General features: G+C 66.1%; 17 protein-coding genes, 1 tRNA gene and 1 pseudogene. 4 read left to right on the top strand and 15 right to left on the bottom strand.

All coding sequences use genetic code 11. From position 1 onward, the window contains the following. Nucleotides 1-65 precede the first annotated feature (65 nt). The 4 genes and pseudogenes from KF759_RS08495 (at nt 66) to KF759_RS08480 (ending at nt 2,924) form a co-directional block, all read left to right on the top strand. On the top strand, nt 66-1,763 hold the full coding sequence (locus tag KF759_RS08495; protein ID WP_291224506.1) for a Mur ligase family protein: 1,698 nt from the start codon (nt 66-68) through the stop codon (nt 1,761-1,763). Between the two features lie 44 nt (nt 1,764-1,807). Next, a complete protein-coding gene (locus KF759_RS08490; RefSeq protein WP_291224504.1) occupies nt 1,808-2,347 on the top strand; it encodes a hypothetical protein in 540 nt (179 codons plus the stop codon). 54 nt (nt 2,348-2,401) lie between these two features. After that, nucleotides 2,402-2,623, top strand: a pseudogene (locus KF759_RS08485) (type II toxin-antitoxin system RelE/ParE family toxin); the annotation flags it as partial. A 13-nt stretch (nt 2,624-2,636) separates the two neighbouring features. Then, complete coding sequence (locus KF759_RS08480) at nt 2,637-2,924, top strand: HigA family addiction module antitoxin (protein ID WP_291224500.1); 288 nt, start codon at nt 2,637-2,639, stop codon at nt 2,922-2,924. A 258-nt stretch (nt 2,925-3,182) separates the two neighbouring features. On the opposite strand, the gene KF759_RS08475 is transcribed toward KF759_RS08480, so the two are convergent. The 15 genes from KF759_RS08475 to KF759_RS08405 all read right to left on the bottom strand — a co-directional run. After that, a complete protein-coding gene (locus KF759_RS08475) occupies nt 3,183-3,587 on the bottom strand; it encodes a type II toxin-antitoxin system VapC family toxin (RefSeq protein ID WP_291224498.1) in 405 nt (134 codons plus the stop codon). Continuing rightward, nucleotides 3,584-3,985, bottom strand: coding sequence for a DUF1778 domain-containing protein (locus tag KF759_RS08470; RefSeq protein WP_291224496.1), 402 nt, complete (start codon nt 3,983-3,985; stop codon nt 3,584-3,586). The genes KF759_RS08475 and KF759_RS08470 overlap by 4 nt, the downstream gene beginning before the upstream one ends. Before the next feature lie 374 nt (nt 3,986-4,359). Beyond that, nucleotides 4,360-4,569 carry a hypothetical protein gene (locus KF759_RS08465; protein WP_291224494.1) on the bottom strand — a complete coding sequence of 70 codons (210 nt, stop codon included), beginning with the start codon at nt 4,567-4,569 and terminating at the stop codon, nt 4,360-4,362. Nucleotides 4,570-4,654: 85 nt separating this feature from the next. Then, nucleotides 4,655-4,729: transfer RNA gene (locus tag KF759_RS08460), tRNA-Lys, on the bottom strand. A gap of 76 nt (nt 4,730-4,805) precedes the next feature. Then, a complete protein-coding gene (gene queC / locus KF759_RS08455) occupies nt 4,806-5,489 on the bottom strand; it encodes a 7-cyano-7-deazaguanine synthase QueC (protein ID WP_291224492.1) in 684 nt (227 codons plus the stop codon). 1 nt (nt 5,490) lies between these two features. Next, complete coding sequence (gene queE / locus KF759_RS08450; protein WP_291224490.1) at nt 5,491-6,198, bottom strand: 7-carboxy-7-deazaguanine synthase QueE; 708 nt, start codon at nt 6,196-6,198, stop codon at nt 5,491-5,493. Nucleotides 6,199-6,209: 11 nt separating this feature from the next. Further along, a complete protein-coding gene (ybgF, locus tag KF759_RS08445; RefSeq protein ID WP_291224488.1) occupies nt 6,210-7,076 on the bottom strand; it encodes a tol-pal system protein YbgF in 867 nt (288 codons plus the stop codon). 6 nt (nt 7,077-7,082) lie between these two features. Beyond that, nucleotides 7,083-7,592 carry a peptidoglycan-associated lipoprotein Pal gene (gene pal / locus KF759_RS08440; protein WP_291224486.1) on the bottom strand — a complete coding sequence of 170 codons (510 nt, stop codon included), beginning with the start codon at nt 7,590-7,592 and terminating at the stop codon, nt 7,083-7,085. A 118-nt stretch (nt 7,593-7,710) separates the two neighbouring features. Then, the gene (gene tolB / locus KF759_RS08435; RefSeq protein ID WP_291224484.1) at nt 7,711-9,021 is read right to left on the bottom strand and encodes a Tol-Pal system beta propeller repeat protein TolB; all 1,311 of its coding nucleotides are present in this window, start codon (nt 9,019-9,021) and stop codon (nt 7,711-7,713) included. A 12-nt stretch (nt 9,022-9,033) separates the two neighbouring features. Further along, nucleotides 9,034-9,978 carry a cell envelope integrity protein TolA gene (locus tag KF759_RS08430; RefSeq protein WP_291224482.1) on the bottom strand — a complete coding sequence of 315 codons (945 nt, stop codon included), beginning with the start codon at nt 9,976-9,978 and terminating at the stop codon, nt 9,034-9,036. A 4-nt stretch (nt 9,979-9,982) separates the two neighbouring features. Then, the gene (gene tolR, locus KF759_RS08425; RefSeq protein WP_291224480.1) at nt 9,983-10,423 is read right to left on the bottom strand and encodes a protein TolR; all 441 of its coding nucleotides are present in this window, start codon (nt 10,421-10,423) and stop codon (nt 9,983-9,985) included. A 123-nt stretch (nt 10,424-10,546) separates the two neighbouring features. Further along, a complete protein-coding gene (gene tolQ, locus KF759_RS08420) occupies nt 10,547-11,227 on the bottom strand; it encodes a protein TolQ (protein ID WP_291224478.1) in 681 nt (226 codons plus the stop codon). Further along, the gene (gene ybgC, locus KF759_RS08415) at nt 11,212-11,685 is read right to left on the bottom strand and encodes a tol-pal system-associated acyl-CoA thioesterase (RefSeq protein WP_291224476.1); all 474 of its coding nucleotides are present in this window, start codon (nt 11,683-11,685) and stop codon (nt 11,212-11,214) included. The genes tolQ and ybgC overlap by 16 nt, the downstream gene beginning before the upstream one ends. Next, nucleotides 11,682-12,755, bottom strand: coding sequence for a Holliday junction branch migration DNA helicase RuvB (gene ruvB, locus KF759_RS08410; protein WP_291224474.1), 1,074 nt, complete (start codon nt 12,753-12,755; stop codon nt 11,682-11,684). Before ruvB ends, ybgC begins: the two co-directional genes overlap by 4 nt. 141 nt (nt 12,756-12,896) lie before the next feature. Further along, nucleotides 12,897-13,821, bottom strand: a 925-nt coding sequence (locus tag KF759_RS08405; protein WP_291224473.1) for a KUP/HAK/KT family potassium transporter, incomplete at its 5' end; no start/stop codon positions are given.

Here is a 13,821-nt window from a genome sequence, read left to right as displayed (position 1 = left end):
CCCTGCCCTTCGAGGATTCGCGCCGTCTCACCGGCCCCAACCCGTATTTCGCCGAGGTCGGCGCCGTGCTCGAGACCTGCGGCGTTGCGATCGACGCTGCGCTGGTGTCTGGCTGGCGCGAGCGCGTCGTCGAGATGTCCCGCCGGCTGGACTGGCCCGAGCAGGTGTTGGTCGCGCGTGCCCATGCGCGCGATGCCTCGCTCGCATTCAGCGCGCCGCTCGATCAGTTGCTCAGCGCGACCGAGGTCAATGAATGGGCCTGGCTGGCCGCCTTGCTCGCCGCCGACCACGAACCGCCCCTGCTGTTCGCGCCCGGCCATCCGGCGGCATGGGACACGCAGCTGGCCTTGCATACGCTCCAGGCGCACGCGCGCGCCGAGCGGGATCCGACGCTGTGCGCACTGGTCGCCGCGTCCGAAGCGCGAGGGCTCGGCGTGCTGATCGACGAGGACACGCTGTCGATCGGCATGGGCAATGGCTGCCGGAGTTTCGCGCGCAACGCCCTGCCCGACCCGGCAACGCTCGACTGGTCCGCGCTGCACGACGTGCCGGTGGCGCTGGTGACCGGATCCAATGGCAAGACCACCACCACGCGCCTGCTCGCCGCGCTCACGCGCGCCCAGGGCTGGCACACCGCCTACACCTGCACCGACGGTGTCCATGTCGACACGCGCGAACTCGCCGCGGGCGACTATTCCGGCCCCGCCGGCGCGCGCGAGGCGCTGCGCGCAGCCGGTGTCGAGATGGCGATCCTGGAAACCGCGCGCGGCGGCCTGCTGCGTCGCGGTCTGGCGCCGACGCATGCGCGCTGCGCGATCATCACCAACCTCAGCGACGATCACTTCGGCGAATACGGCGTGCATGACCTCGACGATCTGGCCTTCGCCAAGTTCGCGGTCGCGCGCGCACTCGATGCACACGGCATGCTGATCCTCAACGCCGACGATGCCCTGCTCGTACGCCACGCAGCCAACATCTCGGTGCCGCTGGCGTGGTTCGCGCTCGATGCCGACGCACCGCTGCTGCGCGAGCATCGCGCGCGGGGCGGCATCACCTGCGGCGTGCGCGATGATCGTCTCGTGCTCGAACACGGCGCCGACACGCACGACCTAGGCATGATCGAGCAGATGCCGCTCACCCTGCGCGGTAGCGCGCGCTACAACATCGCCAACATCGCCGCCGCGGCAATCGCCGCGCACCTGCTCGGCGTGGATGACGCGCAGCTGCGCAGCGTGCTCGAACGCTTCGGCCACTCGCCGCAGGACAATCCGGGACGCCTGCAGGACTTCGAACTGGGCGGTGTGCGCGTGCTCGTCGACTACGCGCACAATCCCGACGGCCTGCGCGGTCTGCTGCAACTGGCGAGGCCGACCTCAGGCGGACGCCTGGCGCTGCTGCTCGGCCAGGCCGGCAACCGCGCCGATGGCGAGATCCGCGAACTGGCGGGCGTCGCCGCCGAATTCGCACCCAACCGCATCGTGCTCAAGGACATGAGCGGCATGCTGCGCGGACGCGCAGTCGGCGAAGTGCCCGCGCTGCTGCGCGAGGAACTGCTGCGCCGCGGACTGCGCGATGAAGAGCTCGTCACCTGCCTCGACGAATACACCGCCGTGCGCACCCTGCTCACTTGGGCACGGCCGGGTGATCTTCTGGTCTTGCCGATCCACGGCAAGCTCGAGCGACCCAAGGTGGGCGCCTTGCTCGCGGCGATGCAGGCGCAGCACTGGGCGCCGGGCACGCCGCTGCCCGCCGCGCCTGGCTGAGTCGTGTGCCCAGCCGCGACGCTCCCGTGAACCCCGCTACACGCATGAAGGCGTTGCACGCTGTCCATGCCCGCTTGCTGCTCGTCCGGCGCCCCGCCGTGGCGCCGCTGCTGCGGGTTTCCCGTGGATTGGTTTTCTCGAGGAGCGCGTCCATGTCGACCCGTGGGTTCTTCCGCCGGCTGTCATCCGCTTTCGCCCTGATCTGCCTCATCGCGACCACGCCGAGTCCGTGCAAGGCGTCCGACGCCAGCCAGTGCACGGAACAATGGGGAGGCATCTGGAACGCGGAGAAAGAGAGATGCGAACCCGCAACGGACGCCAGAACCGCCTGCGAGAAAGGCGGCGGGAAAATGGCGCAGGCCGGCAGGATGGGAAGGTTCCGCTGCATCACGCCCTACGCCGATGGCGGCCAGCCATGCACCGATTCAGGTCAGTGCAAGGGCAGGTGCCTGTTCGAGGGCGACGAGCAGAAACGACCCCTTGCGCAAGCCGCTGTCGGGCAATGCAGCAGGAACGACAACCCGTTCGGCTGCTTTGTCGAAATCAGGAACGGGAAATTGACTGACTTCCTGTGCGTCGATTGACGCATCGAGCGACACGCCAGGGCAGTGCCCTGCCTGCTGGCTGCATGGCACGCGATGATCCACGCGGGCACACGCGCCGCATCATGCGCCCATCTTCCCGCTGCACTGGGCGCGACGCACGCGATGCAAAGCGGCACGGCCGCACCCGGTTGGAAGCTGCATCCGCTGCACGGCAGGCTTGCCGACCATTGGGCGGTTTGGGTTAGCGGCAACTGGCGGTTGACCTTCACCTTCGAGAATGGCGACGCGATACTTGTGGACTATCAGGACTATCACCAGGGCAAACATCATGGCCACCATGCACAACCCCCCACACCCCGGCGAAGTGCTGCGCGAATGGCTGACTGAAATCACCGTGACTGAAGCGGCGAACCGCTTGGGCGTGACACGCGTTGCGTTGTCGCGCGTGTTGAACGGTTCCGCCGCTGTCAGCGCAGACATGGACTCGCGGCTATCGAAGGCGCTGGGCACGATCCCCGGAAGCTGGTATGCCATGCAAGCCGACCAGGACTTGTGGCAAGCGCAGCGCCGGTTCCGCGCGAAGGTGCGCCCGATTGGCGGACACGCGCGTACATGACCGAGCACCGCGCCCAGGCTGATCACCGAGCACCAGGCACCTTCCCAGACTGACGCGGGGAGCACGTATCGGGCAGGGACGTTGCAAAGTCTGCGGATGTTTGCGCTCGAAACCGCACGTTCCCGCACGCGCAGATCATTTTTCCGCTGGGGGAAATCAAACGGCCGCGACAACCGGCAACCCGCGAGCATCACGCACCGGAAGAGCGCGATACCGGAACGAATGGGGATGGTCGGGTGACGTGGCGAAGGTGCCGGGTCACGGGCTAATGATTTCCAGCTTCGGATAGTAGGTGCGGTAGCCCCGCGCATCGCGTGTCAGCAGCGTCATGCCCTCAATCGCAGCATGGGCGCCGATGTAAAAATCCGGCAGCGGCGAGGTGCGCGCGCCCTTGGCACGGCGGTAGTGCAGGAACGCCTTGCCGGCGAGAAAGCCGGCTTCCCATGGCAATTCCAGCCGGATGAAGGCATCCGGCGGCAGCGCGTCGTCCAGCTGCTCGATGCGCTCGAACCCGACCGAGACTTCGGCATAGACGATGGGATTGATGCACAGTTGCGCGCGCTCGGCGCAGGCATCGAGCTGGCCGGCCGACCACGCATACCAGCGTGGATCTTCGGTCAGCACGTCCAGCAGGACGTTGGCATCCACCAGGACGCGGCTCATGCGCCGCGCGTCAGCTTCATGATGTCGTCGGTGCTCATGCGCGAGCTGGCGCGGCCGCGCAGGCGATCGGCGAGCGAACCGGTCCAGCTTGGGGTCGGGCCGGCCGGCGCGGCATCGGTCTCGGCGCTCCGGACCGCCAGCGTGAGGCCGCGCTCCATCGCCTGCTTCAGTTTGGCGTTGGGCTTGAACGGTTTATCCAGCGCGGCGAGGAAACGACGCGTCTCTTCGGGCGACAGAGTGATGGTCATGTCGGCGGCCATCGCGGCTTCGGCCTCGCGCAGGACAGCATCGCGCACGAAGGCCGACACCGGCACGCCGCGCAGTGCGGCAGCACGGGCAATGCGATCCTTGTCGCGGGTGTTCAGGCGCAGGTCGAGGCGGGCGTCGGTCGTGGTCATGGTGGTCTCCGGGTACGGAACTTTTCCGTACGCGTCAAGAATACACCATCGCCGTCCCTACGGGCCGGGACTACTGTCCCAGCCAGCCTGGCGCTGTCTCGGCCAGACGCGCCGCAGCGCCGATGATCGGCACAAGCAGCATGCCGTTCAGTAGCAGCGCGGATGGCGGTGTTGAACAGGTGACTTGGCAGCGCCAACTCCAGTCGCACGGTGTTGGGACTCAATGGCGTCGGCCGGCCGGGAAGGCGATGCGCGCGCCGACCGGGCGTGACGAGGCGTTCGTCACGGAAGCGCGCCACCAAATCTGGAGTGATCGCCGCCAGAGAGTGCGCACCGAAAAATTCGCGTTGTCGGTCGGCGCATTGCATCTCCGACTACTGCGTGCTCAGTCTCTTGGTCGGTAGCATTTCAGACACATACCGGTCGATCGCATCGGAGAAGCTCATGCGCTCCGAGCGCGAACGGTCGATATATTCGCCGCGGACCATTTCATCCTCTGCACGGCGCGCCCAATCCTCGGCATCGCGTTTGGTACAAAAGATCTTGGCGCTGGTCGGCCAACCCTTCTTGCGGATCGTCGCCATCAGTCGTTGCGTCTCGGTGCTGCACCGAAACTGTTCCGTTAGCGCTTCTCGCATCTTGCGACTTCTTGCAAGTCACTGTTTTGACTGGTGGGCCGTGATGGGATCGAACCATCGACCAATGGATTAAAAGTCCACTGCTCTACCGCTGAGCTAACGGCCCGGATTTGAAACTGGTGCTGACTGCGGCTGCTGCGCTGCAGGCATCGGGGGTCGCGCAGTTTACCTGCGCCGCGCCTTCAGCGGTAGCGCGTGGGGTCGTCGACACCGGCAGCGCGGAAACCCTCGGCGCGCAGGTGACAGGCATCGCAATGCGCGCAGGCGCGCCCTTCGGCGTCGGCCTGATAGCACGACACCGTGGTCGAAAAGTCCACACCCAGACGCAGGCCTTCGCGAACGATGTCGGCCTTGCCCAGCGCCATCAGCGGTGCCTGCACGTGGATGCGCGCGCCTTCGACGCCGGCCTTGGTCGCCAGATTGGCAAGCGCATCGAAGGCAGCGATGAACTCGGGCCGGCAGTCGGGATAACCCGAATAGTCGACCGCGTTGACGCCACACCAGATCTCGCGCGCACCGAGCACTTCGGCCCAACCCAGCGCGATCGACAGCATGATGGTGTTGCGCGCCGGCACATAGGTGATCGGAATGCCGGCGCCGCCTTCGTCGGGGACGTCGATGTCGGCGGTGAGCGCCGAGCCGCCGATGCTGCGCAGGTCCACCCGCACGAGCTTGTGCTCGATCGCGCCGAGATCGTCGGCGACGCGGCGCGCTGCAGCGAGTTCGGAAGCGTGGCGCTGGCCGTAGTCGACCCCGAGCGCATGGCAGACCAGACCGCGCTCGCGCGCAAGCGCCAGCGTGACCGCCGAATCCATGCCGCCCGAAACGAGCACGACAGCGTGTTGTGGCTTGCTCGCAGGCGTCATCTCAATGTCCGGGCGCATCGCCCCATAGCAGCTTGTGCAATTGCATCTGGAAGCGCACCGGCAGATGGTCGTCGAGTATCCACTGGGCGAGCACACGCGGCGCGAGCGCGCCATGCACGGGCGAGAACAGCACTTGGCAGCGCGCATCGAGCGCGTGTTCGCGCAGGCATGCGACCGCCCAGTCGTAGTCGCCGCGATCGGCGATCACGATCTTGAGCTGGTCATGCGGCAGCAGGTGTTCGAGATTGCTCCACAGATTGCGCGCGACTTCGCGCGAGCCGGGCGCCTTGAGATCGACCACTTTGCGCACACGCGCATCGACCGCCGAGACATCGAGTGCGCCCGAAGTTTCGAGCGAAACCTCGTAACCGGCATCGCACAATCGCGCGAGCAACAGCAGGCAGCGCTTCTGCGCCAGTGGCTCGCCACCAGTCACGCAGACATGGCGCACGCGATGGCCGGCAACTTCCTCGACGATCGAGTCGATCGTGCGCCAGGCGCCGCCGTGGAAGGAATAGGTGGTGTCGCACCAGCTGCAACGCAGCGGGCAGCCGGTGAGACGCACGAAGACCGTCGGCCAGCCGATGGCATCGGCTTCGCCCTGCAGTGAATGGAAGACTTCGGTGATGCGCAGGCGCGGCGTTGCCGCGCTGCAATCGCTTTCGTCGAGTCCGCCGTCGGCGACGGAAGTGGCCGCGGCGATCCCCATCGCTGCCGCGCTCAGTGCGCCGCGTCGACCGCCAGCGCGCGCAGGCGACCCTGCGCGAGACGGGCAACGGTGGTGTCGGGATATTTCTGCGTCACCTGGGTCAGCGTGTCGCGCGCCGCATCGAACTGCCTGAGCTCGTATTGGCTGTAGCCGAGCTTGAGCAGGGCATCGGGTGCCTTCTGGCTTTGCGGAAAGCGCGTGAGCAAGGTCTGGAATGACTCCAGTGCGATCGGGTAATTCTGCGTTGCGTAGTAGGACTCGCCGAGCCAGTAATACGCGTTGGCGGCGAGATCGCTCGCGGGATACTGGTCGATGAAGCTCTGGAAGCGGCGCGCGGATTCGGCGTAGCGGCCATCCTTGAGCGCGCTGAAGGCTTCGTTGTAGCTCGACGATTCAGCAGCCGGGTCGGCTGGTGCGGGCGCAGATGCGGCAGGGCTGCCGGCGGCACGATCGGCCGCGGTCAGGGTGTCATTGCCCGCCGCGGCTGCATTGGCTGCACCGCCGCCACCGAGCTGCACATCGGGCAAGGCTTCGTTCGCCTTGGGCGGCTGGGCTGCCGCAGGCGCGGCACCGGGCGCACGGCCTTCGAGACGGCCAAGCCGTGAATCCAGATCGAGATACTGCTGCTGGTTGCGCTGCTGGGCCTGGTCGAGCGCGTGCTGCAATTCTTCGACCTTGCCTTGCAGGGTCTGCACTTGTGATTGCAGCGCATTGATCTGGTTGACCAGATCGACCGCGCCACCCTGGGCGGGGTTGGCCTGTGCTTCGAGCCGGGCGACGCGCTCGGACAGGGACAGCCGGTCCTGCGCCGAGGCAGGCATGACAACGGCAGCCGCCAGGGCTGCCGTTGCGATCAACAGGTGCAACTTGCGCGTCATGCCGGCTTACTTGGCGGTGTAGACGATCTCGACGCGGCGGTTCTTCGACCAGCACGACTCGTCATGCTGACGGCAGACCGGACGCTCTTCGCCATAGCTGACGACATTGAGCTGCGAGGACGAGGCGCCGGCGGCGCTGAGGGCACCCTGCACGGCATTGCCACGACGCTCGCCCAGACCGAGGTTGTATTCACGCGAACCGCGCTCGTCGGTGTTGCCTTCCAGCGTCACGCGCGCATCGGGGAACTGGCGCAGGTATTCGGCATGACAGGCGATCTGCGCCTGGAACTCGGACTTGATCTCGCTCTTGTCCAGATCGAAGTAGACCACGCGCTGGCGCAGGCAGGAGTCGGTATCGAGACTGTCACGCGTGTAGCGACCACCGGTGTCGGCGGGCTGCGTCTGCGTGGTCGTCGGGACTTCCTCGGTCGGCGCCGGCTTGACGTTTTTCTTCGCACACGCCGCGACGCCCGCAACGAGCAGAACCGAGAACGCAATACGAATGGTGTTGTTCATGGATGTGGAGCCTCGAACTCAGGAAAAGTGGATGGGAACGAATCGGTTTGACACAGCAATCGCTGAAACCGTGACGGGCCACTGCCCGCCACCCGCAACGAAAACTTCACAATTATGATCAGCGTGGCCTGAACGGGCCCCAAGCCGGCTCGCGCACGTCGCCTTCCGCATACCCCAGTCGCTGGCGTACCCGGCCATCGGCCGATGCGGCAAACAACACTCCGCGCGTGCCCTCGCTCGCGGCGTACAGAAGCATGCTGCCATTGGGCGCGAAACTGGGCGATTCGTCCTGACTGCCCGGCGAGACCAGAGTCGACTGGTTGCTGGCCCGATCCAAAACCGCAATACGATACACGTTTCCGCTGCCCTGCACCATTGCGAGCTTGATGCCCTTGGCTTCGACGACGCTCACGCTGGCGTTGTACTGCCCCTGAAAAGTCACGCGCGTGGGTTCGCCTCCGCCGGCCGGTACCTGATAGATCTGCGGCTTGCCGGAACGGTCGGAGGTGAAATAGATCGACTGGCCATCGGGCGCCCATTGCGGCTCGGTGTCGATGGAAAAATGCCGAGTGATCTGCCTGAGCGCGCGGCTGCCCAGGTCCATCACGTAAATGTCGGGATTGCCCCCCTTGGACAGGCTCAAGGCGAGCTGCTTGCCGTCGGGCGAAAACGAGGGTGCGCTGTTGATGCCGCGGCTGTTGGACACGACCTGGCGCGCGCCGGTGGCCAGGTCCTGCACGTAGACCGCGGAATTGCCGCTCTCGAATGACACGTAGGCGATGCGGCGACCATCAGGCGACCAACTCGGTGACAGCAAGGCCTCGCGCGAGCGCACCACCACTTGCGGGTTGTAGCCGTCGGAATCGGCCACCATCAGCGCATAGTGCGCGTTGGGCGCGACACCCGTCGCGGTGATGTAGGCGATGCGCGTCCAGAACGCACCTCGCACATGCAGGATTGCCTCGTAGATGGCATCGGCGACCTGATGCGAAATGTCGCGCAGGCCGCTGCGTTGACCGCTGATCGCGCTGCCGGCCAGACGCTGTCGCCGCGGCACATCGAAGAGCTCCCACTCCACGCGCACACCGTCACCGCTGTCGCTCATGTGGCCGACCACGAGATAGTCCTGCTTGAGCAGGCTCCAGGTAGGGAACTTGATCTCGCTCTGGCGCGTCGGGTACTCGACGATGTCGTTCTTGGGCAAGGTGCGGAACTGCCCCGAACGCGCCAGGTCGGCACGCACGATCTCGCCGGGATTGCCTTCCGGCGGCAGCGCCGTGCCGTCATATCCAAACGGCACCACCGCGATCGGCGTCGCCGTCGCGGTGCCGTTGACGATGTCGATGTTGAGCCCCTGTGCGTGCGCCGCGCCTGCAAGCAGCAAAGCGGCAAGTACGAGGAGCACACGGCTGATGAATGGCTGGGACATGTCGTGTGATTCCTATCCGTCGTATCTGAAATTGAAGGTGATGTTGCGCTGGAAGACCTTCTCGTAACCCTGATAGGGCAGCGGCGCGCGCTTGACCGCCTGTTCGAGCGAATTGCGCGTGACATCATCGGCATTGCACGGTGAACCGATGGCAACGCTGATGACATCGCCGCCCGGGATCTGGGTGACGTTGATGCGGCAAAGCAGGCCCGGCACCGCACTCTCGGGCCGGTTCCAGTTGTTGGTGACCGCAGCCTGGATCGCCGCCGCATACCGTGCCGCGAGATCGTCATCGGCACCATTGGCGCCCGTCTGCGCCTGCGGCGCCTCATGCTCGGCCTGCGGCTGCGCCTGCGCGGCTTCGCGCGCATTGCGATCCTCGATCTGCGCGAGGCGCTGTTTCTCGAGCTTGAGCTTCCTTTCGGCCGCCTCGCGCTGCTGCTTGATCTCGGCCAGCTGCTTCTTCTGCTCCTCGCGCAGCTTGCGTGTCTTTTCTTCCTCGAGTTCGACCTGCTGCTGGCGCACCTTGGCTTCCTGCTCCTTGCGCTCCTGCTCGGCCTTCTCCTGCGCGAGCGCGGCGATCTTCTCCTGATCGACGCGATCCTGCTTCACTACCTCGGTCGGCTTGCTGATTTCCGGCTTGGGCGGCTCGGGCTGCGGCTGTAGCTTTTGCACTTGTGGCTGCGGTGGCTCGGGCTCGGGCTTGGGCGGCGTGGGCAACGGCTGCGGCTTGGGTGCTGCCTGCGCGGCGCGAACGGGATGCCTGGGCGCGGCCGTCGGGCCGACCAGGGTTGCCTCGATCACCGGCCCGGGCATGAGTACCGGCTTGGCGGTGCTGGTCCACCACAAACCGACCACCGCGACCAGCACGCACAACGCATGCACGCCCAGCGACAGCACCAGCGCACGCAGGTCATCGCTCCAGGGCTCGCGCTTGCGGGTCAGGCTCGCAGCCATCCGATCAGCGCGCCTTCGCCGTTTCGGGCGGCTTGCTCATGAGGCCGACCTTGGGTACACCGGCCTGCTGCAGCAGCACCATGGCCTGGTAGATCGTGCCGTAATCAGCCGCGGTGTCGCCGGCGACGTAGACCGGGATCTGCGGATTCTGGCGCACGAAGGCGGCGATCTTCTTCTGCAGGGTCGCGGCGTCGATCTCCTCGCGCGGCGCATTGGCCAGCGAGAGGTAGAGCTTGCCACCCCGATCGACGCTGACCACCGCGGGCTCCTTGTCGTTGTGGATCGACTTGGCGGCCGACTGCGGCAGTTCGATGTCGACGCCAAGGTTCATCAGCGGCGCGGTGACCATGAAGATGATCAGCAGCACGAGCATGACGTCGATGTAGGGCACGACGTTGATCTCGGCCTTGAGCTTGTGCTTGCGGCGGCGATTGGCGAGTGACATGGCGTGATCTTTGGAAACGTCTGCGGCAAGGGTTCGGGGTTTGCCGGATTTGCCCGCGCGAATCGTCTCCGCGACAGCGTCCGGCGTCAGGCCGCGTCACCCGCAAACGGGCGACGCAGCCGGCTACTCCTCAACGTGCGACTGGCGCGCGAGGATCGAGGAGAACTCCTCGACGAAGGTGTCGTAGCGCAGGCCGATGCGCTCGAGCTTGGTGGCGAAGCGGTTGTAGGCCCACACCGCGGGAATCGCCGCGAACAGACCCATCGCGGTGGCGACCAGCGCCTCGGAAATGCCCGGCGCGACCATCGCGATGGTCGCTTCCTTGACGTTGGCCAATCCCTGGAACGCGATCATGATGCCCCAGACGGTACCGAACAGGCCGACGTAGGGGCTGATCGAGCCGACGTTGGCGAGGAACTCGAGATTGCGCTCGAGGCGGTCGACCTCGCGCGTGGCCGACACCCGCATCGCCCGCTGCGCACCTTCGAGCAGGCCGCGCGGATCGACGCCGCGGCGCTGGCGCAGGCGCGCGAACTCGCGGAATCCCGCCTCGAAGATCGCCGCCGAGCTGCTGAGCTGGTCGCTGCGCGCGCTCAGCTCGCGGAACAGCCCGGCCAGATCGGCGCCCGACCAGAAGCGCTCCTCGAATTCATCGGCACTCTTGTTGGCGCGATCGAGCATCGCCTTCTTGCGGAAGATGATGAACCACGAGGCGACCGAGAATCCGACCAGCAGGGCAAGCACGAGCTTGACCGGCAGACTTGCGCCGAGCGCAAGCGCGAAAATGTTCAGGTCGTTGGACATGGTTGGACGATCTCTTCAATCAGGTGGACGGGAATCGGACGCGGCCGGAACCGCGCCGCGTCGAGGCAAGCGATGCGCACCCGCGCATCGAGCAGGATCACGGCCTCGCCTTCACGACGCAGCGTCTGCCAGACGGTGAAACTCGCACTGCGCCGCTCGACGACCTCGACGCTGGCGACGAGCGCATCGTCGAGCCGCGCCGGGGCATTGAACGCCAGTTCCATGCGATGCACGACGAACAACACGCCGTCACGCTCGCGCAACTGCTGCTGGCCGTGACCCAGCGCACGCAGCCATTCGGTGCGTGCACGCTCGAGGAAGTGCAGGTAGCGCGCATGATAAACGACGCCGCCCGCATCGGTGTCTTCCCAGTAGACGCGGCAGGGCCAGCAAAACGGGGATGTGGACGAGACGGACGTGCACGCGGGCGCTGGGCCGCGCCGGGCGACCGGACTCATGCGGGCGTTCCGCCCGGCGACGGCCCGCCGGTGCCGCCATCGCCCCCCTCGAACAGGTCCTCGACGACGGCGCGGCGTGGCGCGGCCAGGCCGAAATGACGGTAGGCGCGTGCAGTGACCATGCGCCCCCGCGCGGTGCGCACGAGAAATCCCTGCTGGATCAGGAAAGGCTCGAGCACGTCTTCGATCGTACCGCGCTCTTCGCTGATCGCCGCAGCCAGGGATTCCACGCCGACCGGGCCGCCATCGAAATTCTCGATGATGGTGGTGAGCAGGCGCCGGTCGAGCGCATCGAAACCCTCGCCATCTACCTTGAGCATCGCCAGCGCGGCATCGGCAACCTCGCGGGTAATCACGCCGCTGGCGCGCACCTGGGCAAAATCCCGCACGCGACGCAAGAGTCGATTGGCGATGCGTGGCGTGCCGCGCGCGCGCCGCGCGATCTCGGCCGCACCTTCGGCATCGCAGTCGATGTCGAGAATCTTCGCCGCGCGACGCACGATCGCCGACAGTTCGAGCGGGCTGTAGAACTCCAATCGCTGCACGATGCCGAAGCGGTCGCGCAGCGGCGCCGTGAGCAACCCCGCGCGGGTGGTAGCGCCGACCAGGGTGAACGGCGGCAGGTCGAGCTTGATCGAACGCGCGGCCGGGCCCTCGCCGATCATGATATCGATCTGGAAATCCTCGAGCGCCGGATACAGCACCTCTTCGACCACCGGCGACAGCCGATGGATTTCGTCGACGAACAACACATCGCGCGGCTGCAGGTTGGTGAGCAAGGCGGCCAGATCGCCGGGACGCTCGAGCACCGGCCCCGAGGTCGCCCGCAGGTTCACGCCCAGTTCGTTGGCGATCACGTGCGAGAGCGTGGTCTTGCCCAGCCCGGGCGGGCCGAAGATCAACACGTGGTCGAGCGCATCGCCACGCGCGCGCGCCGCTTCGATGGCAATGCCGAGTTGCTCGCGCACGGTGTTCTGCCCGAGATATTCGGCCAGCCGTTGCGGACGGATCGTCGCCTCGACGAGATCGTCATCGCGGCTGGCGCTGGCAGAGGTGAGGCGGTCGGTCATCGCAGCGGGCGTGTTTCTGGCAAGCCGGGACAAGGCGCAATTATGCGGGGTTCCGCGCATCGGTAGGCGAGCCAAGCCATACCGGGAATGAACAGGCGGCGCGGCGCGGCCGAATGCAAGCCGCGGGCGCTCCTTCCCGCATCAGATTTCCACTTGGGTGCCCAGCTCGATGAGGCGGTTGCCCGGCACGCGGAAGAAGGCGGTTGCCGGCATCGCGTTGCGTTGCAGGAAGGCGAACAACTTGTCGCGCCACAGCGCCATGCCCGAGCGATCGTTGGCAACAATGCTCTCGCGACTGAGAAAGTAGGTCGTATCCATCATGTCGAGCGCGGGCCCGCAGCCCTTGATTGCGGCCAGTGCCTGCGGTACGTCCATGTCCTCGGCAAATCCGAAACGCAGGTAAACGCTGTAGAAATCGTCACCGAGCGATTGCACCTCGACGCATTCCTCGGGCTCGACCGTGGGCGTGTCGACGGTTTCGACGGTGAGGATGATGTTGCGCTCATGCAGCACCTTGTTGTGCTTGAGGTTATGCAGCAGCGCGTTGGGTACGCCCTCGGCATTGGAGGTCAGGAACACCGCGGTGCCCGGTACGCGCAGCGGCGGATGGGCGATGATCGACGAAATGAAGGGCTCGAGCGCGAGGCCGGCCTGACGGATCTTGCTCATCACAAGTTCGCGCCCGCGCCGCCAGGTCGTCATCACCGTGAACATCGCTGCGCCAAGCACCAGCGGGAACCAGCCGCCATGCTCGACCTTGTCGGCATTGGCGGTGAGGAAGGCCAGATCGACCGCAAGGAATACCAAGCCGACGACAACCACGCGCAGCGGATTCCAGTTCCACAGCTTGCGGAACACGATCATCACCAGCACCGCATCGATGGTCATCGTGCCGACCACGGCAATGCCGTAGGCCGCGGCGAGATTGCTGGAAGACTGGAAACCGAGCACCACCGCCAACGTCAGCACCAGCAGCAGGCGATTGACCCACGGCAGATAAACCTGGCCCTTTTGCTCGACCGAGGTGTGTTGCACCTGCATGCGCGGCAGGAAGCCGAGCTGGATC

Origin of the sequence: Dokdonella sp. (assembly GCF_019634815.1) — a bacterium.
Classification (GTDB): Bacteria; Pseudomonadota; Gammaproteobacteria; order Xanthomonadales; family Rhodanobacteraceae; genus Dokdonella_A.
This window is presented reverse-complemented; position numbering and strand designations above follow the sequence as displayed.

Coding starts and splice junctions, on each gene's coding strand:
- KF759_RS08490 (WP_291224504.1), top strand. CDS start 1,808: ATGAAGGCGTTGCACGCTGTCCATGCCCGCTTGCTGCTCGTCCGGCGC.
- KF759_RS08480 (WP_291224500.1), top strand. CDS start 2,637: ATGGCCACCATGCACAACCCCCCACACCCCGGCGAAGTGCTGCGCGAA.
- KF759_RS08475 (WP_291224498.1), bottom strand. CDS start 3,587: ATGAGCCGCGTCCTGGTGGATGCCAACGTCCTGCTGGACGTGCTGACC.
- KF759_RS08470 (WP_291224496.1), bottom strand. CDS start 3,985: ATGACCACGACCGACGCCCGCCTCGACCTGCGCCTGAACACCCGCGAC.
- KF759_RS08465 (WP_291224494.1), bottom strand. CDS start 4,569: ATGGCGACGATCCGCAAGAAGGGTTGGCCGACCAGCGCCAAGATCTTT.
- queC (WP_291224492.1), bottom strand. CDS start 5,489: ATGACGCCTGCGAGCAAGCCACAACACGCTGTCGTGCTCGTTTCGGGC.
- queE (WP_291224490.1), bottom strand. CDS start 6,198: ATGGGGATCGCCGCGGCCACTTCCGTCGCCGACGGCGGACTCGACGAA.
- ybgF (WP_291224488.1), bottom strand. CDS start 7,076: ATGACGCGCAAGTTGCACCTGTTGATCGCAACGGCAGCCCTGGCGGCT.
- pal (WP_291224486.1), bottom strand. CDS start 7,592: ATGAACAACACCATTCGTATTGCGTTCTCGGTTCTGCTCGTTGCGGGC.
- tolB (WP_291224484.1), bottom strand. CDS start 9,021: ATGTCCCAGCCATTCATCAGCCGTGTGCTCCTCGTACTTGCCGCTTTG.
- KF759_RS08430 (WP_291224482.1), bottom strand. CDS start 9,978: ATGGCTGCGAGCCTGACCCGCAAGCGCGAGCCCTGGAGCGATGACCTG.
- tolR (WP_291224480.1), bottom strand. CDS start 10,423: ATGTCACTCGCCAATCGCCGCCGCAAGCACAAGCTCAAGGCCGAGATC.
- tolQ (WP_291224478.1), bottom strand. CDS start 11,227: ATGTCCAACGACCTGAACATTTTCGCGCTTGCGCTCGGCGCAAGTCTG.
- ybgC (WP_291224476.1), bottom strand. CDS start 11,685: ATGAGTCCGGTCGCCCGGCGCGGCCCAGCGCCCGCGTGCACGTCCGTC.
- ruvB (WP_291224474.1), bottom strand. CDS start 12,755: ATGACCGACCGCCTCACCTCTGCCAGCGCCAGCCGCGATGACGATCTC.